Source organism: Acidobacteriota bacterium (genome assembly GCA_016713675.1).
In the GTDB taxonomy this organism is placed as follows: Bacteria; Acidobacteriota; Blastocatellia; order Pyrinomonadales; family Pyrinomonadaceae; genus OLB17.
The window spans coordinates 899,193-920,750 of sequence record JADJOS010000001.1 but is presented as its reverse complement, the minus strand read 5'-3'; the positions used below and the strand labels follow the sequence as shown (position 1 = coordinate 920,750).

17 protein-coding genes are annotated in these 21,558 nt (G+C 53.3%); 6 read left to right on the top strand and 11 right to left on the bottom strand.

Features of this window, described 5'->3' with window-relative positions; genetic code table 11:
* Positions 1–483: 483 nt before the first annotated feature.
* Positions 484–1,938: a hypothetical protein gene (locus IPK01_04125; GenBank protein ID MBK7932680.1), complete on the bottom strand. Its 1,455-nt coding sequence runs from the start codon at positions 1,936–1,938 to the stop codon at positions 484–486.
* A gap of 112 nt (positions 1,939–2,050) precedes the next feature.
* Between IPK01_04125 and IPK01_04120 the strand changes: the two genes are divergently transcribed.
* From IPK01_04120 to IPK01_04105, 4 genes are all read left to right on the top strand, one after another.
* A complete protein-coding gene (locus IPK01_04120; GenBank protein ID MBK7932679.1) occupies positions 2,051–2,713 on the top strand; it encodes a Crp/Fnr family transcriptional regulator in 663 nt (220 codons plus the stop codon).
* A gap of 131 nt (positions 2,714–2,844) precedes the next feature.
* A complete protein-coding gene (locus IPK01_04115) occupies positions 2,845–3,201 on the top strand; it encodes a hypothetical protein (protein MBK7932678.1) in 357 nt (118 codons plus the stop codon).
* 96 nt (positions 3,202–3,297) lie between these two features.
* Positions 3,298–4,035, top strand: coding sequence for an iron-sulfur cluster repair di-iron protein (gene ric, locus IPK01_04110; GenBank protein MBK7932677.1), 738 nt, complete (start codon positions 3,298–3,300; stop codon positions 4,033–4,035).
* 5 nt (positions 4,036–4,040) lie between these two features.
* Positions 4,041–4,859 (top strand): YwiC-like family protein, encoded by an 819-nt coding sequence (locus IPK01_04105; GenBank protein ID MBK7932676.1) that lies wholly within the window; start codon positions 4,041–4,043, stop codon positions 4,857–4,859.
* 9 nt (positions 4,860–4,868) lie between these two features.
* Here IPK01_04105 and IPK01_04100 read toward each other — a convergent pair whose 3' ends face one another.
* The 10 genes from IPK01_04100 to IPK01_04055 are packed head-to-tail and all read right to left on the bottom strand — an operon-like array spanning position 4,869 to position 17,565.
* Complete coding sequence (locus IPK01_04100) at positions 4,869–5,513, bottom strand: molecular chaperone TorD family protein (protein ID MBK7932675.1); 645 nt, start codon at positions 5,511–5,513, stop codon at positions 4,869–4,871.
* Between the two features lie 5 nt (positions 5,514–5,518).
* A complete protein-coding gene (locus IPK01_04095) occupies positions 5,519–6,001 on the bottom strand; it encodes a hypothetical protein (protein ID MBK7932674.1) in 483 nt (160 codons plus the stop codon).
* A 48-nt stretch (positions 6,002–6,049) separates the two neighbouring features.
* Complete coding sequence (locus IPK01_04090) at positions 6,050–6,859, bottom strand: hypothetical protein (protein MBK7932673.1); 810 nt, start codon at positions 6,857–6,859, stop codon at positions 6,050–6,052.
* 10 nt (positions 6,860–6,869) lie between these two features.
* On the bottom strand, positions 6,870–8,012 hold the full coding sequence (locus IPK01_04085; GenBank protein MBK7932672.1) for a dehydrogenase: 1,143 nt from the start codon (positions 8,010–8,012) through the stop codon (positions 6,870–6,872).
* A gap of 30 nt (positions 8,013–8,042) precedes the next feature.
* Complete coding sequence (locus IPK01_04080; protein MBK7932671.1) at positions 8,043–8,498, bottom strand: hypothetical protein; 456 nt, start codon at positions 8,496–8,498, stop codon at positions 8,043–8,045.
* A 5-nt stretch (positions 8,499–8,503) separates the two neighbouring features.
* Positions 8,504–11,935 carry a molybdopterin-dependent oxidoreductase gene (locus IPK01_04075; protein MBK7932670.1) on the bottom strand — a complete coding sequence of 1,144 codons (3,432 nt, stop codon included), beginning with the start codon at positions 11,933–11,935 and terminating at the stop codon, positions 8,504–8,506.
* Positions 11,936–11,958: 23 nt separating this feature from the next.
* Positions 11,959–13,620: a c-type cytochrome gene (locus IPK01_04070; protein MBK7932669.1), complete on the bottom strand. Its 1,662-nt coding sequence runs from the start codon at positions 13,618–13,620 to the stop codon at positions 11,959–11,961.
* Between the two features lie 4 nt (positions 13,621–13,624).
* Positions 13,625–15,172 (bottom strand): cytochrome b N-terminal domain-containing protein, encoded by a 1,548-nt coding sequence (locus IPK01_04065; protein ID MBK7932668.1) that lies wholly within the window; start codon positions 15,170–15,172, stop codon positions 13,625–13,627.
* 3 nt (positions 15,173–15,175) lie between these two features.
* The gene (locus IPK01_04060) at positions 15,176–15,655 is read right to left on the bottom strand and encodes a ubiquinol-cytochrome c reductase iron-sulfur subunit (GenBank protein ID MBK7932667.1); all 480 of its coding nucleotides are present in this window, start codon (positions 15,653–15,655) and stop codon (positions 15,176–15,178) included.
* A complete protein-coding gene (locus IPK01_04055; protein MBK7932666.1) occupies positions 15,652–17,565 on the bottom strand; it encodes an FAD-dependent oxidoreductase in 1,914 nt (637 codons plus the stop codon). The genes IPK01_04060 and IPK01_04055 overlap by 4 nt, the downstream gene beginning before the upstream one ends.
* A gap of 258 nt (positions 17,566–17,823) precedes the next feature.
* On the opposite strand from IPK01_04055, the gene IPK01_04050 reads away from it, so the two are divergent.
* Together IPK01_04050 and IPK01_04045 are read left to right on the top strand one after the other, a co-directional pair.
* Positions 17,824–19,110: an MFS transporter gene (locus IPK01_04050; GenBank protein ID MBK7932665.1), complete on the top strand. Its 1,287-nt coding sequence runs from the start codon at positions 17,824–17,826 to the stop codon at positions 19,108–19,110.
* A 104-nt stretch (positions 19,111–19,214) separates the two neighbouring features.
* A complete protein-coding gene (locus tag IPK01_04045) occupies positions 19,215–20,969 on the top strand; it encodes a hypothetical protein (protein ID MBK7932664.1) in 1,755 nt (584 codons plus the stop codon).
* Positions 20,970–21,558 lie beyond the last annotated feature (589 nt).

Here is a 21,558-nt window from a genome sequence, read left to right as displayed (position 1 = left end):
CCGAGTGAGTTACCATAGATTGTTTAGAGTGAAAACCGCCTCATCGAACTTGGTCCTTTCCTTATCTTGAATTTGTCGATACCGATTTTGCATCGCAACTGGGGTCAACGCTATCCGGTGAATGCCAGCCACTAACTCGAAGCGACCCACTTCATTTCTCAATCCGTTCTCTTGGGTGCTGTATACCTTTCTTTACCTGAGTTACTTCGGTTATCTAGAAAGTTTTCTATGACTGCGGTGTTAACCAATGTTACCGCTTGTTACAAGTAATGACTGAAAATGGCCCTAAATCAAGGGGCAACAAAAGGCTACGGCCACCCATGAACTTTCGTTAGTTAACGTATGTTACAAGAAGGCATCGACTGTTAACCGAAGGGTTGTAAGTTCGAGTCTTACCTGCGGAGCCAATTAGATCAAACCGAAACGGGCACTCAAAAGGTGCCCGTTTTGCAATTCGACCATTCTTGCTGTTGCGCTGGGGCCTTAAAACGAATATGAAGCGCCCAGATTAACATGGTTTGAACTCCTGCGACCGCTAAGGAGGTAGGTCGTTATTATCCGCCGGAATTCGGCGCCAACTGTAAACTGAGGAGTGAACCTGTAAACCAGATTTCCTGCGAACGCCAAATTGCGGGTTCGCCATTCTCGGTTTGATACGGTAATCAAGTCTTTGTCATTTGGATCATCTATCCCCAGAGAGCCGTAGATGCCGAGCCGGTCTTTCATAATCGGCGGTGTGTATCCGAGCTGCACCCAACCACCGCGGGTGCCGATCGAGCGAACGCCGCCCGCGACGAGCGTTGTGCCCTGCCGATATGCAAAATCATTATTGTAGCTCTGAAAAACTCCGGCCTGAAAACCGCCCAGATTGCGGCCAAAAAAGGCTTCGCCCAGAAAGGACAAGCGATCAGCGAGCGGGAAGTTCCAGTCGAGTGCCACTCCCAATGACTCGATATCATTTCTGACGTTCGCTGTTCCGGTAAACACCTTTGATCGGCCGTAATGTGCGGAGATCGCGATCGAGCCAGGTTTTTTCGTTCGAAACCATGCTTTGTCGCTATACGCGAAACGGCTCTGAAAAAACGGGACATTTGAGGCGGCACCGCTGGTTGGCTGAACGGCAAAAGCGGCATTCGCAGCAAAATCGCCGGTTTGCGGAGCGAGGACTGCACCTTGCCAGGTTAAATGGCCGCCAATCTTCTGATCGATCCTGACTTGCGGCAGACGTGCCCAATTGTTACCGGCGGCGGCAAGCTGCGGATTACCGGCAGTTGCCATCGATACGGGATTTACAGGTGCAAAAACCATCCAGTCCTGACCGACGGTTAACGAAGTTCGCTCCCAATCAAGACGGGCGTTAGCCAGACGAACACGAAAGACCCCCATATTCTCACCGATGCCGATCGACGGAAAGCCGCCGAAGAAATCGGCTTCGATCACAGCGGCGAGTCGGGCGCTGCCAACTCTGGCCCCTTCGAGCTTTACGCCAAGCCTTGTCTGGCGCACGCTGGCACTAAAGTTGCCGGTGCCTGCCGGCGTTGCAAATATCGGAACGTCGGCGTTGTTTGTGCCGCTGCTGTTACCAAAGGCGTTAAAAAAGATAGTCCCGTACGGTGTGAGCCTGGCATTGCCGATATCTACGCCGAGGTTCTTCTTCTTTTCATCTGCCGGTTCGGCCTTTGGGGGCGTTACCGCTGTCGATTTGGCTGCGACGGTTTCGGCTGCAGGTAATATTGCCTTGTTTGTGGCGGCAGACGGCTCATTCGCATTTTGTAACTTTACTAGTTCGACGCTGATCGTCCTGAGTTGTTTCTCAAGTTCTTCGATGCGTTTCAAAAGATCTGCGACCGACGGTTGGCCGATCGTCTGAGCCTGCAAGGTGGTAGTAAATATCGCAGCAAATACGATAAATTTCGCTGCTTTTGACCAATTGTTCATTTTGACACCCCATCCATTGTTAAGGATTATCAGTTTTCGCCAAATCGGTTTATGATTTTCATCATAAAACGTGAAATATTAACGAATTAGATCTAGCTTCCAGGATGTTGTGATGAATTCGAACAACGGTTTCAATCAGATCGCAGAACATTTCAGCCCCGAGCTCACAGCGAGCCTTTTTTCAAAGGGCTCAACGAAGCAGGTCGCCGCGAACGAGCATTTGTTTTTCGAAGGTGATGAAGCTACGTTTCTCCCGATAGTGCTCAGCGGAAGGGTCAAAATGATCCGCTATCCTGAGGCTGGAAAGGAGATCATAATCGGGATATTTCAGTCCGGTGAGATGTTTGCGATCCCGCCGGCAATGGACGGGAAGCTTTTTCCAGCTTCAGCGGTCGCGATCGAGGAGACTAAACTGCTAATTCTTCCTCGAGACGAATTTCTACAATTGATGGAATCTTCGACCGAATTTTCGTTGATCGTCATGGGTCGGATGTGCGGCATTTTGCGCGATCGGGCCCATACGGTGCAAATACTTGCGACATCGTCGGCAGAGCAAAGGGTCGCTAACGTTCTGTTGCGCCTTGCCGGCGAATTACACGGCAATGCCGGCAAGAAAATTGCACATCGCCGCCAGGACATTGCCGAAATGGCAGGCCTTACTCTTGAGACGACGATCAGGGTCGTGAGGAAACTGGCAGCCAAGGATTGTTTCAGGATAGTCAGAGGCCGGATCATTCTTGAATCGCTCGAACCGCTTCGCAGATTGGTCAGGTAACATTTGAGCCGTATAGCATCGTTCCAAAGGTGATCTGAATCATAATTCGGCCGTCGCCAAGGTGATAAATTATCTGATAGAGAGGTTCATTTGAATAACGGACAATGAAGATCAGGATCAGAGGAAATACATTGCGTTTTCGTTTAGGCAGGACCGAAGTGGCAGATCTCGGCACGAACGGACGGATCGAAGAGACCGTAAACTTCGGCCCAGGCGATCAGAATAATTTTTATTACAGGCTGGAACGGGCAGACGGCGATGGGTTTGCGGGGACTTTTGCCGGCGGCAGGATAACCGTAAGCGTTCCGGGAATTCTCATTGACGATTGGGCTGGAAGCGAAGAAGTCAGCATTGAGGGAGCTCAGATCATCGACGAACGATCACAATTAAAATTCCTGATCGAAAAGGATTTCGTCTGCCTCAATGCCCATAACGACGAGGATCAATCTGACCGTTATCCGCACCCGAAGGGTGGCGATGCCTGCTGACGATGCGGGTCTTTTTCTAACATGACCCAGATCATATTTTTTTCTCCGATTCTACGCGATGATCATATCGAAGTATCGATTTGGAGGAATTTATAAATGATCAACGTTGTAGGGAAGACTGTGAGGGAAATAGCTTTGGAGATGCCGGTCACGACCCGTGTTTTTGAGGAATTCAAGATCGATTATTGCTGTCACGGAGATACTCTGTTTGACGAGGCTTGTCGAAATGTCGGTGCCAGTCCCGATGTTGTTTTGACCAAGATCGACAGTGTTTTGGATGTGCCCGTGGCGGCGAGCGATGCGTTTTCCGAAATGACGCTTGGAACTCTGATCGATCATATCTTGTTCAAACACCACGTTTATACCAAAAGCGAGATCGAACAACTGACGCCGCTGATGGCAAAGGTCGCGAGCCGCCACGGCGATCACAAGCCGTATCTGCTCGAGTTGAAGGGCCTTTTTCAGGACCTGTGTAACGACCTCGGGCCGCATATGACGAAAGAGGAAATGGTTCTGTTTCCATACATTAACCGGCTCGAATACGATCATGATAATCACCTTACTGCGGCATTTCCGCCGTTCGGAAGTGTGCAGCACCCGGTGAACATGATGAATATCGAACATGAGGAAGTTGGTGAGATACTCTCGAAAATGCGTGAGGTTACAAACGACTACACATTGCCGCCGGAGGCGTGCCCAAGCTTTACGGCGTTATATCACCGAATGATCGAACTCGAACGCGACCTGCACCAACACATCCATCTGGAGAACAATTTGCTCTTTCCTCGTGCGGTGCAGATCGAAAGCGACGTGTTTTCGCCGACGATCCATTAACATTGATGTCATCAGAAGAGGCTAAAGCAGCCCAATACCCCAAGATCCGTGCCAAATCCGTCGCCCTCCCGGTGGAACATGGATCCTGGGGATTCTTGTTTGAACCGCTTGTCGCGGGGATCGCGGTCGCGCCGGCCATCTCGTCGGTTTGGATCGCCGTGCTCGTGATCGGGGCATTCCTGATGCGGCATCCGATGAAAGTAATTCTCGCCGGCGGACGATTTCGACTCGGGTCGCCACAGGTAAGGCTCGCCTCGAAATTCCTGATCATTTTCGCGTTGGTGTTTTTGGTTGGAGCAGTTGGTAGTATTTGGAATGCCCAGCCGGCCAGTTTTATTCCGTTTGCCGTGATCTTGCCGTTCGCTGCGTATCAGATCTATTGCGACGCAACTCGCAGCTCCCGTCAACTGCTCGCCGAGCTGATCGGGTCCGTAGCGATCTCCTCGTCGATCGCCGTTATCGCTCTTGCGGCTGGTTGGGAAACGCCCAAGGCATACGCACTTTGGGCGATAGTTGTTGCTCGTTTGATACCGTCGATCTTATACGTCAGAAACCGCCTCTATCTAGAAAAGGGAAAGCCGTACTCGCATTTTGTCCCGATCGCCGCTCATATACTTGCGTTGGCGGCCGTATTGACATTGGCGGTTTTTGATCTCGGCTCATATCTGCCGACCATGATCTTTGCGATCCTATTTCTTAGATCGGTCATCGGCCTTTCCTCATATCGCAAAAAGGTCAAAGCGATGAAGATCGGCATTTGGGAAGTGATCTACGGGACGCTCGTAGCGGTGTCGATAATCGTGGGCCATTACATCGGTATTTAGGATCATACCTTAGCTCAGACCGCACGACATTTCGGATTCTGTATCTTGGTCCTCGAGAACCGGTAAATAGACCTGCCTTTCTTTGTCTTTGTCTTTTCCGACTCGTTCAAATAGAGCTTTACCCGCAAGCGACAAGTACTCGATCCCCGAGTTTGAAAGGATCTTCGACATTTGTTCTGCGTATTTTGACAGATGTTCGTCGATGAAAGTTCTAGACGCTTCTGCGGTGATCTCGGCGCTTTCAGCGTCTGAGTTTTCTAGAGCAAACGCTTCTTTTAACCGCAGATAAGCAATGAATCCCGTTTCGACAGCAATGTGATCGGGAACCTCTTTAGTCTCTGGTTTATAAGAAAACGCATCGTAGAAGCTCGAAAGTTCCGACAGCATATATCCTGGCTGAACCCAGCCGCGATAACTTATTTCGCGTCCCGGTGCCGGGCCGCCGGGACCGAAGATCGAATGAAAAAGCCCTTCGGCTGCTTCCTTTTGAGCCGATATTGCCGCTCGTTTCAGGTTTTTGTCGCCGATCGTCCGACTGAGCAAATCAATGTGTTCGAGCCAATCGGGGTTCGGACAATCGAATAGCAGACTCAAGAGCCGCCATTCGGCTGCCTCCTTTAGCAAATTCAGGTTTTCTGCCTTTTTGGTTTTCATATCATTCACCGTTTTTGATGTTTTTCGCCCCGAAGTGCAACCCTATCGAGAAGCCCGACCTTGTCCGGTTCGGACAGCACTGACTCTAGGATCGGATATAGATAATCGGTTTCACGCCGATCGTGGTGGCTGCAGAGCCGAAGGTAAAACGCCTCGCGATCGAGCAGCTGAAGCAAGGTTCTTTCTATTTCTGGTTCCGATGCCAAGCGTGCCGTCGTTTCGGCAAAGAGATCTATGAACGAACGCATCTTCTCATGATCGTCGAAGTAGAGCTTTGGAGCACCCGCATCCGGAAACTCTCCGCGTTCTGCGTATGCAGGGAGTAAGATCTCTTCCTCATCTCCCATGTGACTGAGCAGTGTTGATCGATGCGCCTCCAATAAATGCAGAGCTTTATCGAAATCAAAATGGAGTAAAGCTTTTTGATGCTCGAAGAATAGATCGTCGATCACTTTGTGAACCTTGATCAAGCTGCTAATTGACGCCATATCATTCTCCGCTCATTTGTTTTATGATCAACGGGACCCAGCCGGTTCTCATTTTTCGTGCACCAACTTCGGTGTGCGAACCTTCCCAGATCGCAAATGCGATCTGGGAGGGAGTGCCGGCGGAAAAGCCAGCCGGCGATGGCCTTGTGATAACGACTGCCCATCCTTTTTTCGTGCCATACCTTTTCCCTTTGAGATTGAATTTGGAGCAGGCGAGAGAGTACTCGGCCCTTCGGCGATCAGGTCCTCGACAGGTTGGTCACGAGGCCCGGCTCGGCGATTTCCCAATGCTCGGGCCGGTGCATACCGCAGAGCCGCTTCGGCCTGTGCCTTGGGGTCGGACTCAAGCGGCTTCGCCTCAGACGGATAATGATCGACCGTGGCGTTAGGGTAAAGTGCATTGATGTTATCGGCACGGCCTTCGACGATCGCCTGCCAATCTGCTCGCCAGAACGATATCTCGACATTCTTGCCGACTTCGCCCATTTGGGGTGCCGGAATGTTCGGATCTATCTTTGCCGGCAGCTGAACGGCACAGCCGTCAATGAAGTGCTTAGGTCCGGGCATATCGCTCTGAGTCTCATCGATCCATTCAAGCCGAAACGCGATCTCGCTTCCATTAGTGATCGCCTTGACGTTTACTTCGGCGGTTGACGCCTCCATCAGCCGAGGATCGACAAGGTCCTGAAGGATCATCTTGGACGTGTGCAGGGAGACATCATTCCAAACGGCCGCAGCCGGATCGAGTGTAATATCTTTTACCTGAACGACATTCACCTCCGTGGTCGGAACCTGAGCCTTGTGACACGAAAGCGAGAATGTTATCGCCAAAATGATAACGAAAATTATTGATCGCATAAATACCTCCTCACGGGCAATTGGTGCGCGTGATCTGGTAGAGCTTGTCGTATGCCGGGCGAATGTGAACAGGTTCTTTGAAGGGCACATTGACCAACTCCTTGCCGTTCTCATCCATTCCGATCGCTTTGTCACCGACTCGTTTCCATTTGCGGACGATCGCCTCGGTGGAACCAAAGAGGCCCAGCAGACTCGTAAGATCCTGGTCATTCGGGGCGTTGCGGTAGATCTCAACCGCTTTTTCGGTGCCGGGGCCGAACATTTGCCGGGTGAAAGCGGTCGGAACGTGGATCGGCGGAATGTAGTAAACGTTTGGCTCGAGCCCGAACTGAGGGAATAGCGGCAACGCGACCTTTTTAATATGGACGAGATAGTCGATCGGATTGTCTGCCTGTGCTTTGTCGGGAGTATTGATGTAGCCTGCAATGCGGATTTTTCCGATGCAATTGGCAAAGCACTGTGGTGACAGGCCCTGCTCGACTTTGGGAAAACATGCGATGCACTTTTCGGATGTTGATGTGAGCGGATTGAAGAATACCTTTTTATAGGGACATCCTCGAACACATTCTTGATAGCCGCGGCATCGGTCTTGATCTACGAGTACGATGCCGTCCTCGGGCCGCTTGTAAATTGAACCACGAGGGCAAGATGCAAGGCAGCCGGGATATGTGCAGTGATTGCAGATACGTGCCAAGTAATAGAACCACGCCATCGCATGCGGAATCTGGATGCTCGCACCATGCTCAATACCGCCGGCACAATCGTCTTCGCCGACATTAGGATAGGCGTAATCTTCTTCGTCGGGCCGCCAGCCGAGAACGCGTTCACCCGCCGGAGCCGATTCGAATATGGTACTGCCCTTGTAAACATGCTGACCGTTCTCCTGGCCCCAATTTTGGCCATCAAGGAGGCTCAGGAGATTGAGATCCCACGCGAGCGGGTATGAGCCGTATGGCTTCGTCTCAACATTATTCCAGAGCATGTACTCCTGGCCTTTGCCGGAGGTCCAGGTCGTTTTGCACGCCAGCGTGCAAGTCTGGCAGGCGATACACTTGTTCGTGTCGAAAACGGCGGCGAATTGTTTTTGCGGCCGGCTCTCCGGATACCAATAGGACATTTCCCGTCCGAGCTGCCAATTATGTACGCGTGCCATAGTTTTCTTCTCCCTTTAACAGTCTCTTCTTCACTTAGAAATCGCTGCCGAACCAACATCGGCGAATTTTATCTGCCGCCCAAGCAATGTTGTCCGTGTGACCAAGATCGAACCCGCGATCGCGATGATCAGTGCGATGACCGCAGACCATTTCGTGATCGCAGATTTGCGATAGCTCGTGACCAGGCCAAAAACTGACGCCAGACCGGCACAACCGATCGATAGGAACGCTAGCCTTGATGCCTGCTGATGTGCACGAACGGCGTCGCCGGCCGGGCCCGTGAGCATCCTGTTTTGGTGGCCGGCGATCTCTCCGGTGGCGAATGATGCCGTGCCGATCAGCATCACCGCAGCGAAGATCCAATACGCCGCTCGTGTGGACTTGTCATGCTTTCGCCAGATACCTAACGCGATGAGGATCATGCCGACGAAAGTAAGGATCATCGGATAGTGATTGATAAGTATGTGAAACTGTGATGCTTCCATCTCCCCTACTTAATAAAGTCTCCAGCGAGATATCGCTTCATTGCCTCTGATTCAGTCCGCGGCCGGATGCCGAGCTTAGTGGGACGCCATAGCGGCTCGTCGCCGATGCCGCCCGGCTCAGCCTTCGTGATCTTCACAAAAGATTCACGAGGTGCTCCCGTCGGGCAGTGAATATCGGCGGCAAAGCCCTTGCCCATTTCCTGACCGAACATCCCTTTGCGGACAAGCGAATCGGTCATCCAAGTCGGCTTAAGCCAACCGCGGGTCGCAGATTGGTGTGAACCGGAACGGAACATTGCCTGATAGTTCGTTCGCGGGTTCTTTGCGAGACCGTCCTTGCGTTCGCGTTGGCCCTGCATCGAGCCCGGAGTAGCAGCGTACATGTTGAACCACATACGCGTAACGCCCCTTGGCGTGCCGGGATAATATCTTGCACGGCAAAGCAGTCGGGCAAATTCGTAATTTTTCTTGTCTTTTTGCCATCCCCGGAACGGACGATCTTCGGGGTCGGCGTCGATCCAAACATAATCGCCGTCGTTCACACCCATTTCCTGGGCGTCTGTCGGATTTATATCGACGTAGCCCTCGGTGACGAACGGCGCCCGTTTGTCACGGCGGTATATGTCGCCGAACGGGCCAAAGAGCATGGCGTTCATATCCGTATCGATCGGCGTCGTATGTGATCCGTGGCGGAATTTCGGTGTGTGGAAAATGAACTTGTAATCATCCTTGATCAGCGGATGAGGCTTGGTTTTGGCTTCCTCCCAAGTGTAAACGACATTCCGTCCGCACCGAGTTTCGCATGAGAGGTCGTCGCGTTTTGCGCCATAGTCCTCGGGCCCCATTGGACGCATTGCCTCGTGCGGTCCTGAGATGATGATGTTCGGTTCGTAAAATGTCGAATCAACCGGCTCGCGATGGACCGGCAGATTTTCACCGGCCTCGATGAACTCGTCTTCCTCACGATAAAACTCTAGCCGACCGCTCTTGGTGTACCAAGGCGTCATATCGGTCAACTGGTCGTAGCCGACATTTTTCGGCGTCGTGCGGCTGTTAATAATCGCCGGAACGCCATTTACCGCCTTGTCGTGTAAATCGCCAAACTTGTAGCCCTTCGTATTCGTCGAGTGGTCAAGTATCCGCTGCAGATACACATCGGTGCGGTCCTCGCGGACGAATTTCCAATAGTCGTTGAACCGTTGGTCGCCTGTCAGATCGGCAAACTTCGACGAGACAAGCGAATAAATCTCGATGTCGCCCATCGTGTTGAAGATCCGGGGAATCGGCGTTTTGGGAAATATGAGCAGGAACGGATTTGTGACCGACGCGGTCATGTCAGGATGTTTCAATTCGGCCCATGAATCAACACCAAAGACGACGTCCGCCCATTCGCACGACGTGGACCACCACCATTCGTTTACTATGATCGATTCAATCTTCGGCAAAGCATTGACAACCATATTGTAGTGCCATTTGACGTTGCCGAGAATCGAATTCGCGTTGGCGAACCAGAGTGATTTCGTTGGGCAAGGCATGTGTGTTTTGCCGGTCAAGAGCTTATTGCCGACGCGGAGCGGATGATCTTCGTGATTATAATAGTGAGCCGACTCAGCCTTCCAATATTGTTTCGAACGTGCGGGTTTTGTCTCATCAAGCTCGATGTCGAAAGGGTTTTCGTTGATATACTGCGGTGCACCGTTGAAAAGCGCCGTGCGATAGTTGCCCGCGTACGAACCGACGTTGCCGCCGATCTTGCCGACGTTGCCGGTAAGACAGGCGAGCAGAAAAACGTCGCGGTCCTTGTTGTCGCTGTTAAAGAACTGATTCGGGCCCATTCCGACCGCAAAGAGCGTAGTTCCGAAATCTTTCGCAAAGTGACGGGCCAGATTCTGTACCGCGGCAGCTGGAGCCCAAGCAAGTTCCTCGACCGTTTGCGGCGTGAAATGCGACGCGTAGTCCTTGACCAGGTCAAAAACCGGCCGGCATTTTACCTTCGTGCCATCGGCGAGCGTGACTTCGATTGAGCCTTCGAGCATAGCGTCAACGGCCTTTGAGTTCTTGCCGACATCATCTCGGGTAAGAGCCTGAGCGGCGTTCTTTTTCGCATCCCAGAATACGTAGTCACCCCATTCGAGTCGGAGCTTTTCGGGCACAACGTTCTGCACTGTCTGCTGGATCGGCGGAGGAGCCTTTTCGCCGTCTTTGACGATTAATGTCTGTTTCAAAACGGCCGGATCACCGCCGAAAACCTCAGCCGCCTTCAAATATTTGAGCGTATCCATTCGAACAAGGATCGGCAGGTCGGTCCACTGCTGAACGTATTCCTTATCGTATAAATTCTCCTGCATTATGACGTTGGCAAAGCCGAGTGCAAGAGCAGGAGTTGTGCCGGGGCGGACGACTAGAACGTCATCTGCCTTTGTCGCAGTTGCCGAGTATTCGCAAGCAATAACGATGACCTTGGTACCTTTCATTCGGGCCTCGGTCAGCCAGTGGGCGTCGGGCATTTTTGTCGTGATCCAATTCATACCCCAGACGACGACCGTTTTTGCCTGTTCGACGGAATTGAGGTCAAATTCGACTGTCTGCTGTCCGGTAACCATCGTATGTCCAGGCGGAAGATCGGTGTGCCATGAGTAATTATCAAAACCCTTACCGCCCATCGCCTGATCAGGCCCGACGCCGCGGATCTTCGAATCGAGCAATGCCATCGAATTTGCCATTCGGTACATTCCGAAAACTCGTGTCATGCCGAGCAACGGCATGCCGCCGCGGAATTTCATCACCTGCGTGCCGACGCCTTGTGTGGCCTCGATCGTCGCTTCGTCATAGTGCTGTTCTGTTAACCTGCGTTTACCTTCATCACCTGTGTACGTCTCGGCGATGTTACTGAGGGCGGCAGCCACGATGGCCGCAGCATCGTCATGCGACATTCGAATCCATTCATCACGGCCGCGATTAAAATAGCTTTCGTCAGGCTTGCCGTCCTTGCCTCGAGGGAAGCCGTCATCGTGCCATTTCTTGTAACCGGCGCGGACCATCGTCCCGTTGACGCGGCGGTCGCCGTAGAATCGGCGCGTCAGAGCGAGTCCTTTCTGGCAGACACGAGGGTCCCAACGGTGCGATGTGCCATTGCCGAGCAGATCAACCGCCTCACCGTACTTCATTGTCGGGCCGATGCGTGTGATCACGCCCTGACGAACGTGAGCGTTGAGCAGGCAATTGTGCGTGTCGTTCGGCGCACAGGTGAACGTATATCGTGAATCGTATGCCCACAGGTCACGATATACCTTTTCCCAATCGCGATTCGGATATGCTGCAAGCGGATTTGTTACTGCCTCGAGGCCCCAGGCATTAGTTGTCGATGCGACAAGTGCCCCAAAACCCGCAGCTGATACCCTCGCCATGAACTCACGCCTAGAAATTTCGTTTTTCATATCGATCCTCTTCAATTATTTGCCTATCTAGAACCCATTGAACGCAGAAACACCACGATCGATTCGATATCCGCCTGCGTTAGCTCCCTCCGAACGGGCGACGAATTGCCAAATCCGAGCATTGTAGTTCCGCCGCGTCCGCGCCGGATCATCTCGACCAAATAGGTATCCGAAACACTTGTTAGAAATGCCTTATTGCCGAGAGCCGGTCCGTCGGCGCCGACACCGTTCTTTCCATGGCAGCCAGAGCAGTTGGACGCAAAAATAGCTTCACCGATCGCTGCATCGCCCGTCGCCCAGATCTGCGGCTTTGAATCGGGAATCGCCTGAATATTTCCGCCGAGTTGCCGTACGTAGGCGATGACCGATCGTATTTCGTCATCGGTGAATCCATTCGTTCTTTCGCCCCAGGGCAACATCGGACGTCCGGGACGGCCATTGCGAATCGACTGTAATAGAAAATCGTCCGATCCATACTGAAGAGCTTCCGGTGCGACGATCGACGGATTTGGTACAAGGCCAGGAAAGCGTTTTCCGCGGCCATCAGTTCCGTGGCAACTCGAACATACGGCTGAGTAGATCGTCTGGCCGTCATTGGCAAATTCTCGTTCGCCAAATCGCATCGCTCTTACACGATCCTTAGGAAGAAAGATATCGGGCAATGTCCTTCGACGCAGCGAGAGTGTGTAAAGCGTGAGCAGGTCTATCTGATTCTCATTTAGGCCAAGAGACGGCATCTGTGAACCCGCGACAGTTGATGCCGGCAAACGGAAATGCTGAACAATCCAATTGGTTAGCGTGTGGTCGCCGGGAACGCGACTAAAATTCAGTTGGTTAGGGTCCTTAAATCCGGAAAGTGAGAGGTTTACGCCCGCGTCACCGCCAAAAGATCCGACCGTATGACAACCTGCACATCCGACCGAATTGAACTGTGCCTTGGCCTCGATCAATTTCGGTGCACCCATTAATGTATCGAGGAATGTCTTGAGCGACGCACGGTCGGCATCGGTAATTTCGCGGAACGATGACGTCCAGGCGGCATCGGTCGCGGCCTGCGATTTGGCGAGATGTTTTTCGTACCAGTCCGCCTTATAGCCCTTGAGGCCGACGTGCGATAGATCCGGACCTTCCATACCGGTTAGATTCCCGCCCGGGCGAAGGGTGCCTCCGCGGCCGTCGAGGCGGTGGCATGCATAGCAATCAAGCCGCTCGAATGTTTTTCGTGCGTTCTCGAGCGTCGGCAGATTTGGGACGTTGAGCGGCGTGTGACAGGTTCCGCAGCTCGCGTACGCATATCTTGCGGGAAGCATCGGCTCGGTCCAAAAATGGACATTTCCGTGAGCATCGTCTTTCTCCGTTGCCTGGCCTTGGCCGCCGTGACAGGTCGTACATCCGATCTCGGTCGGTGAATGAACGACCGGTTTGTGAGCGGCTCCGACCTTCTGATCGGTCGTGATCTGTTCGCCGGACGCCATGCCGACATGGCACGTCACACAGCGGTCGGTGACCTTTAGATTCGGGTTGACTATCTGCCTCAGGCGAACGTCTATCGGCCCTTCGGCTGACTTGGCACTATTTTGGATCCCGTGCCAGTCCTTCATGAAATTTTCCGAAACGGCCGCTGCTGCGAGGAGCAGGAAAACGCCGATACTTGAGACCATCAACAAATATTTATTCTTGTTCATAGCGTCAATGGCCTCCCCAATCAGACGGCGACCAGAAGAAATCCCAGTTCGGCCCGCGGAAATATGTTCCGATCACAGTAAGGACGATGAATCCACACAAGAAGCACGTGAACAGTGCCAATGCACCAGCGCGTGTCGAGTTGTACTTCTTGACTGCCCAGATCGAATAAGTTGCGTAGATCGCCGTCAAAACAGTGCCGGGATTAATGAACGTTATAAACAGCTGAGGAATATCCGGGAACCATTCGCGGAGCCAACCGAATTTGATCGCAAACGCTTCGACAGCGATCGATGCAGCGAATCCAACGACGACCGACCATTTGACCAGTTTCCAGCCGCCGGGGCCGCCGAACCACTCGCCTGTGCCTTCCTTTTCACGATCCAAGAACGGAATAAGGCCGAGCCCGATCACGCATAACATCGGAATTCCGATCCCGCCCATGAAAGCGGAAAAAGACACGATCTCTTGCAAACCAAGGAAGTACCATGGTGCCTTTGCGGGATTTTCCGGAACGAGCGGATTTGCGAGTTCCTTAAGTGGTGCATCCGACACGAATGCCAAAGCGAGACAAATGAGCGTCGTCAGCATCAGAACACCGAGTTCGGCGTAGAAAAGATGGGGCATCGACGGAACGGTGTGTTCGGGGCCGCTGCCGACTGCGGGAGTTTTGCCTTTTACTACTGCGGCGAGATGGTATGTCTTGGTCGGGGCGTCGGTGAAAACAGGATAGAATTCCTTCGCTTCTTCCGCAACGCGTTCATCTGCGTCAGCAGGCTTTGCCAGGCCGCCGTCTTTTCGGATACGCCAGAAATGTACCGCCATCAGCATCAAAAGCGTCAACGGCAAGATCATCACGTGAAGAAGATAGAATCTGATCAACGCCTCTTCGCCTACCTTGTCTGAACCGAGCAAGATCTCACGCTGCAGTCCGCCGATATCTACCCATTGCGTGATCCCCAATGCGTCGGTTATTTCACGCGGAGACTGGGCAATATTCGCACCGATCGTGATCGCCCAGTACGCGAGTTGATCCCACGGGAGCAAATAGCCCGTGAACGAAAGGCCGAGCGTTGTCACCAACAGTCCCCAGCCGATAAACCAATTAAATTCACGCGGTTTGCGATACGATGACGTGTAAAACGCCCTCGCCATGTGAATGATGACAGCGATGACCATCACATTCGCGGCCCAGCGATGGATATTTCGCATAAATCGTCCGGTCGGCACGATAAAGTGAATGTCCTTGATCGATTGATACGCAACGTCCGGGTACGGCTTGTAGTAAAACATCAGCAGAATGCCGGTGATCAGCGTGATCAGAAATGCGGCGGTCGTCATTATGCCCAGGCCCATTGTTGTGCTCCACCTTAGGCTCCAGAGATGCGTTCGGACCGAGTGAAGATGGAGAAAGACATTGCCGAATATAAACGACGAACGTGTCCGATCCGTTTTTGGTGCTCCGCCGCGGAACATCGCCCGATAGACGTGATCCGGGATAGCCCGCAGGTTGATCCAAAATTCGTGTAATGCTGAATAGCCCTCTGCTTTCATGATCTACACCTTTGTTCCGGTCTTTACAGTCGCTTCCTCGTCAATGGTGAGTATTGAACCGTTCTTTGACACCTTTAGCCACGGCAGCGGTGTCGGAGCTGGGCCCTTTCTCACCGTACCGTCCTTTTGAAAGCCCGAACCATGACATGGGCAATCAAATCCTGCTGCACTCGTCTTAACAATGCAGCCCAAATGCGTGCAGACTGTCGAGATCGCGAAAACGCCTTCGCCATCACGAAAGACTGCGACGTTGCGTCCTGGCGGAACAAACGGCTCGCCTTCCGGCAGCGTGTCAGGGAGAGCAACGTTGAATTTCTTCGCCGGTGAAGCCGAGACCGCGGCTTTTGGCAGTTTGAGCATTCCGAAGATCGAAAGGGCAAAGGCAGCTGCCATCGAGCCAAGTGCGAATAGGCCCAAAAAATCACGTCGCGGCAACGGCTCGGGATCAAATCGTGATTGCTTCTCACTCGGATGTGTTGTCATTGAGAACTCCAGTTTGTCGAAAATGTGACTCTTTCCATTGATATGGCATCGACCGGGCAGCGGATCGCGCAAAGAGAGCAGCGGATGCATCGGTCCTCGTCCTTGAGGATCGCTGAGTTTTCGCTCAGCTCGACGTCAGCGCCGATCGATGAGCTGATCATCTGATCGATCTGGGTATCAAATTCAAGCCGATCCAACAAGATCAGTTTCAGGCACTCGGTCGGGCAGACATCCGCACAGCCTCCGCACAGAACACATCGGCTGCCGTCAAAGACCGGCGTCACGCCGCAGTCAAGACAGCGTGAAGCCTCCCGCATCGCCTCGTCCCGGCTATATCCGATCTCAACTACGTTTTCGGGATGTTCCAGACGTTCGGACGGTTCGATCGTCGGCACTTCGACTCGGCGGATCGATTCGTATCCGCGTTCGCGGCGGTAACGGTCGAGGACGATGTGGGTTTTTATGAGTTCTTGTTCGAGCGTCTTACCTGTCAGATATTGATATACGGAACGCGCCGCTGCCTTGCCAGAAGCGACGGCGTCGATCAGCAGACGCGTTCCGTGGGCGAGATCGCCGGCGACAAATACGCCTTTGCCGGTAGTTTGGAGCGTGATCTGATCGACCTTGAGCCAATCACCACGCATGCGTTCGATATCTTTGCCGCCATCTTCAAGGAACGAGAGTGCCGGTGCCTGGCCGACTGCGAGCAAGACCGTATCGCAGGGAATTACCTTTCTTTCCTCATCGTCATAGAGAGGTGAGAATTTCCGTTCTTCGTCATAGACCCTCAGGCATCTGCGAAACGCAACGCCGGTCACCTTGCCGCTTGCATCACGGACGATCTTGGGCGGGCCCCAGCCGTTACTGCGCCGGATGCCCTCTTCGTCGCCCTCGACGATCTCGATCGTGTCAGCGGGCATTTCTTCGGCCGCCCCGAGTGAAACGAGATGTACATTTGCGGTATCCGACAGCCTCGCGGCCGTTCGGGCAGTATCATAAGCGATCTGGCGGACGACGGATCGAGCGACGTCATACGCGACATTTCCGCCGCCGATTACGACGATCTCACGGCCCATTTCGAGATCTTCGCCGAGAGAGACCGAACGCAGAAGGTCGACACCGCCGATCACGCCCGGGCCATCTTCTCCCGTTAAATCAAGGCCGCGTGATGATTTGGCACCGACTGCGATGATCACTGCCGAAAAATCTTCTCGAAGCTCAGAGAACTTGATATCTTCGCCGACCTTCACACCACAACGGATCTCAACGCCTAAAGCCTCGATCACCGCGACTTCTTTTTCGATCAGGTCGCGGGGCAGCCTATACGCCGGCACGCCGACTGAAAGCATGCCGGCCGCTACAGGTTCGATCTCGAAAACGACCGGCTTGAATCCCAACAACGCCAGATCGTGTGCGGCCGAAAGTCCCGCCGGCCCGGCACCGATGATCGCGATCTTTTCACCATTTCCCGGTTCAACCGCACCATTGGCTCCGGCCCGGAGCAGGGCAGCCAGTTCCTCGACATCAGCCGCGACGGGCGGTATGAAATTCTTGACCGAAGCTAGAACTTCGCTCACCGGTCTGGCCTCAGGCCCAAATTGATCACAGGCGAAACGCTTTAACGCGCGGATAGCAATCGGCCGATCCTGGCCGACGAACTTGCCGTCGTCATTTACTTTTGGGATCTTGCCTCGGCGGCAGGCGATCTCACACGGGGCCCCGCAGATGCGGCCGCAGATCGAGGCGAATGGATTGGGGCCGCGGGCAATCAAATACGCCTCTTCGAAACGGCCGTCGACGATCGCGCGGACATATCCGCGAGCGTCCGTGTGCACCGGACAGGCTACTTGGCAGGAGATCAGGTTTTGATGGTAGTTCGCGTCCGGGACGTGAACATTCAGCGGTACCATACAATATCACCGTCAACAGATCTCAAAAACACCTTGAATTCTATTGTTCTTTCGGTCGGTGAAATATGACTTGGATCATAGAATGCGTGACTTATCACAGAAGTTGTTGGTTTGAGATCACCGAACAAGAAATTAGCTGCGATGCAATGGACAAAGGCCTATCAGCCAAACTTTAAGCCAATTATCAGAGCGCGTTTCGGCGTTTTGATTCCAAATTTTCTATAATTTAGTTCACGATGCCGCTCGGGCTTGAGAATTATGAAACAAACAAGAAGTAGCGGATTTTTTTACGGATGGATCATCGTAGCCATTTCCACTCTCGCATTGGTGATCAGCAACGGCGTTTCCATTGGCGGTTTGCCGGTTTTCTATAAGCCGATACAAGAGGATCTTTTAGCTATCGGCAGCGTGACGGCTCAGACCAAGGATGCCGTTACAGGCCTCGGCGCAGGACTTACGTTCTTGCTTGCCGGTATCTTTTCACTCGTAATCGGATTTCTGATCAATCGCTCGGGATCGAAACGCTTTATGATCGCCGGAACGCTGAGCCTGGGCAGCGGACTTGTCTACTATTCGTTCGCCGCCAAACCGCTTGACGTTTACCTGTCACATTCGCTGCTGGGGCTTTCTTTGGGACTGGTCGGTGTGATGATCCAGACGGTTCTGATCTCAAACTGGTTTCGCCGCCGCCGCGGACTGGCCATGGGCGTTGTGCTGACAGGAACCAGCTTTGGAGGGGTTCTGATACCGATCATCGCCACGCCGCTCATTTCAAACTATGGTTGGCGAGCGGCACTTCAACTGCTCAGTTTGTTGGTTTGGCTCGTTCTTTTGCCCGGAATTATACTCTTCGTCAAAGATCGAGCTCAGGACATCGGTCAAAATTACGACGGGGACGAGATACAGACGCCGGATGCAGATGAGACCGCTCCGGCTGAGGGAGCCACGTTTGGCGAAGCACTTAGATCACCCTTGTTTTGGCTGATCGGACTGTGTGCGATCCTGATCTTTTACCCGATATTTACTATCAGTCAGCAGTTCAATCTTTACCTTCAAAACAATGTCGGCGTCTCCAAAGAACTGGCGGCAACGGCACAGAGCGTATTGTTTGTGACCAGCGTTGGCGGCAAGTTCTTGTTCGGTTGGCTTTGTGACCGGTTCCCGACCCGGCTTGTGATCACGGTCTGCTGTTTTATTATGTTCCTGTCGACCGTAATGCTGGTCGGGTTCATTACCCATGCCACGATATTTATATTCCTGATACCATTCGGTCTCGGCTACGGCGGAACATTCGTCCTCATACAATTACTGACGGTCGAGAGCTTCGGACTTAAGGATATCGGCAAGATCCTCGGTGCGATCACGCTGATCGAAACGACCGGGGGCTTTCTGGGATCATTGATCACCGGGAGGTTGGCGAGTATGAACAACGGCGACTACACGCTTGCATTTTACGGTGTGACGATTGCCGCCGGCCTTGCGTTTTTATCGACCTTTGCGGTCAATATCTTTAGTAAACGCCGGCACTTAGCTGAACAGAACTGACTTAGATAGATCTGCGCAGACCATCGATATCAAATAAGAAAATATTTGTGAAAGCCGCGGCCTACTAGGTGTTTTATTAGCTTGCAGGTTCGAGAATTTGTACGATGACCCTGATCGCCGGAATTGTTAGCCGAAAACCAAATACGCCGCCGCCGGTCTCGATATGCGAGACATTGCGGCAGAAAATATCGCGCCTTGAGGGCCAAAAGATCGACGTGTTTGCGGATGAGCGAAGTTTCCTTGTCAAACTGGATATAGGTGCGTTTGGCGAATCGGCCGTTCACCGAGGCAGTGGCGGCTCGATCACGCTTGTGACGGGCGACCCGCTGCTTGGCCGCGAAACGGGATCTGATACCGGCCGCGAGGCGGACACGGCGGCGATCGATCTGGACATGGAGTCGGGAACCTACCGGAATCTGACTGCAGCAAACGGGGCATTCAGCGCCGTCAACTATCGGCCAGAGCGGAACGAAATAAGACTGGTCGCGGACAAGCTCGGGTTGAGGCCGCTGTATTACTGGATCGGCCCTGAATTTGTCATTTTCGCAAGCGCGATGCGTATCCTCGAAAAGGTCGATGCGATACCGAAACGCCTCGATGTCCGGGCCGTGACGGAGCTGGTCGGGCTCGGATATCCGCTTGCCGATCTGACGCCGTACACCGATATTCGCTTGCTCAAGGCGGCCGAGATACTGTCGGTGGCCGGCGAATCGGTATCGAGCGAAACGTATTGGAATTGGGACCTGATCGAAGAAGCGGACAGGCCCGAGGATGAGGTTTTAACGGAACTCTATTCCTCGTTTATGGGCGCGGTCGACCGACGCAACCAACGCGACTCGGTCACGGCGGCATACCTTAGCGGCGGGCTTGACTCGCGGTGCATCGTAGCGGCTTTGGTCGAACAGAAAGCCTCCGTCCACACATACAATTTCTCGCGGTCGAAAACACAGGATCAGGTATTCGGCCGCGAATTCGCCCGTGCGGCCGGAACAACGCACTACGAAATTCCGAAACAGGCGGGCGACCTGGTGCCTGATTACTCGATGTTGATGGCGGATGCCTGGCTGACGGAACAAGCCGCCGGGACCATTGCCGAACACCCGAACATCGTCTGGAGCGGCGAGGGCGGCAGTGTGGCTCTCGGCCACGTTCATCTGACCGAGAACATGGTAGAAATGCTGCGCAGCGGGCAGACGGACGCTGCCATCGAAGAGCACCTGGCACTTGAATTTGCTCAGGTTTCGCCGAAGCTCTTTCGCAAGGAGATCGCCGAGCGGATCTCGTCGATCATACACGACGGCATCCGCGAAGAGCTGTCCAAATTTGACTGTAATGACAAGGCCCGCGGCTTTTATCTTCACTTGCTCGTTAACGATCAGCATCGCAAACTTGCTAAGCATTTTGAGAATATCGACCTGCACCGGCTCGAGTTTCACCTGCCGTTCTTTGACAGTTCGTTCGTTGCGTTGATACTAACCGTCCCGCTCGACCGATGCCTGCTGCACCGGCTATATGTAAAGCTGCTCGACCGGTTTCCGCCGGCCGTCAGGAGTGTGCCGTGGCAGGCATATCCGGGGCATGTGCCGTGTCCGGTGCCTGTGCCCGAGGGGCTGGCGTATCAATGGGAAGACAAATATCAGTCGGCCGAGCGGGCCGCTCAAAAACGCGTCGTGATGGAGCAGGCAGCCAAAATGCTCGACTCCGAAACGTTCCCCGACGAGATACTGAACAAACGCACTCTGCGGCTGGCAAAGTGGGCGCATGCCACGGGGCTTCGCGACTACGGCTATATTATCGGACCGGCGAGCACGTTCTTTGAATACTGGAAGATGTGCGGCGGCGATCACCTGCTGCCTTAAGCCAAAATGCGGATCTGCGGATCGAAAATGCGCGTTTTCGGCGATGACCAAACGTGTATTTTTTCACCTCACGTTCAAATTGTGGTACGTACCACAATTAGATCAACAAAAAGCGGGAAAATGCCATAAAATCGCGTTCTGCAACAGTTTTTTAGGGGCCCGGCGACAATGTAAATAGGGGTCAGCGACGATCAGAACATGGGTCAGCGACAATAAAAAACGGCCCAGCGACAATCCAAAAAACGCGTCTTAAAAACTGTTGCCGGCTGCCGGTGCCGCTGTCGCTGTCCGAAAAGACAATTTCCCCATCGCCGTCCAGCGTCCCCAACCGAAAACTCAGATCCCAACCGCACGCGCCGCCGCTCCATCTCGCACCCATCGAGCCCAGCCGCACCATTGCCCCCATCACCGCCAAGTGTCGCGAAGAATAAGTCTCGCGGCTGTGCCGACGACGATCGGGACGGCCTTACGACCAAGGATGTTCTCGAAGACGAAAACACCGCATTTGTCTGTACGAAATGGGAGCTGCTCGAATTGTGGCCGGATGGTAAAGGAAAGGGGCGAAACCGTTTTCGTCGCATAGCGACGT

Coding starts and splice junctions, on each gene's coding strand:
- IPK01_04050 (MBK7932665.1), top strand. CDS start 17,824: ATGAAACAAACAAGAAGTAGCGGATTTTTTTACGGATGGATCATCGTA.
- IPK01_04090 (MBK7932673.1), bottom strand. CDS start 6,859: ATGCGATCAATAATTTTCGTTATCATTTTGGCGATAACATTCTCGCTT.
- IPK01_04045 (MBK7932664.1), top strand. CDS start 19,215: ATGACCCTGATCGCCGGAATTGTTAGCCGAAAACCAAATACGCCGCCG.
- IPK01_04120 (MBK7932679.1), top strand. CDS start 2,051: ATGAATTCGAACAACGGTTTCAATCAGATCGCAGAACATTTCAGCCCC.
- IPK01_04080 (MBK7932671.1), bottom strand. CDS start 8,498: ATGGAAGCATCACAGTTTCACATACTTATCAATCACTATCCGATGATC.
- IPK01_04060 (MBK7932667.1), bottom strand. CDS start 15,655: ATGACAACACATCCGAGTGAGAAGCAATCACGATTTGATCCCGAGCCG.
- IPK01_04100 (MBK7932675.1), bottom strand. CDS start 5,513: ATGAAAACCAAAAAGGCAGAAAACCTGAATTTGCTAAAGGAGGCAGCC.
- IPK01_04125 (MBK7932680.1), bottom strand. CDS start 1,938: ATGAACAATTGGTCAAAAGCAGCGAAATTTATCGTATTTGCTGCGATA.
- IPK01_04085 (MBK7932672.1), bottom strand. CDS start 8,012: ATGGCACGCGTACATAATTGGCAGCTCGGACGGGAAATGTCCTATTGG.
- IPK01_04055 (MBK7932666.1), bottom strand. CDS start 17,565: ATGGTACCGCTGAATGTTCACGTCCCGGACGCGAACTACCATCAAAAC.
- IPK01_04105 (MBK7932676.1), top strand. CDS start 4,041: ATGTCATCAGAAGAGGCTAAAGCAGCCCAATACCCCAAGATCCGTGCC.
- ric (MBK7932677.1), top strand. CDS start 3,298: ATGATCAACGTTGTAGGGAAGACTGTGAGGGAAATAGCTTTGGAGATG.
- IPK01_04070 (MBK7932669.1), bottom strand. CDS start 13,620: ATGAACAAGAATAAATATTTGTTGATGGTCTCAAGTATCGGCGTTTTC.
- IPK01_04065 (MBK7932668.1), bottom strand. CDS start 15,172: ATGAAAGCAGAGGGCTATTCAGCATTACACGAATTTTGGATCAACCTG.
- IPK01_04075 (MBK7932670.1), bottom strand. CDS start 11,935: ATGAAAAACGAAATTTCTAGGCGTGAGTTCATGGCGAGGGTATCAGCT.
- IPK01_04095 (MBK7932674.1), bottom strand. CDS start 6,001: ATGGCGTCAATTAGCAGCTTGATCAAGGTTCACAAAGTGATCGACGAT.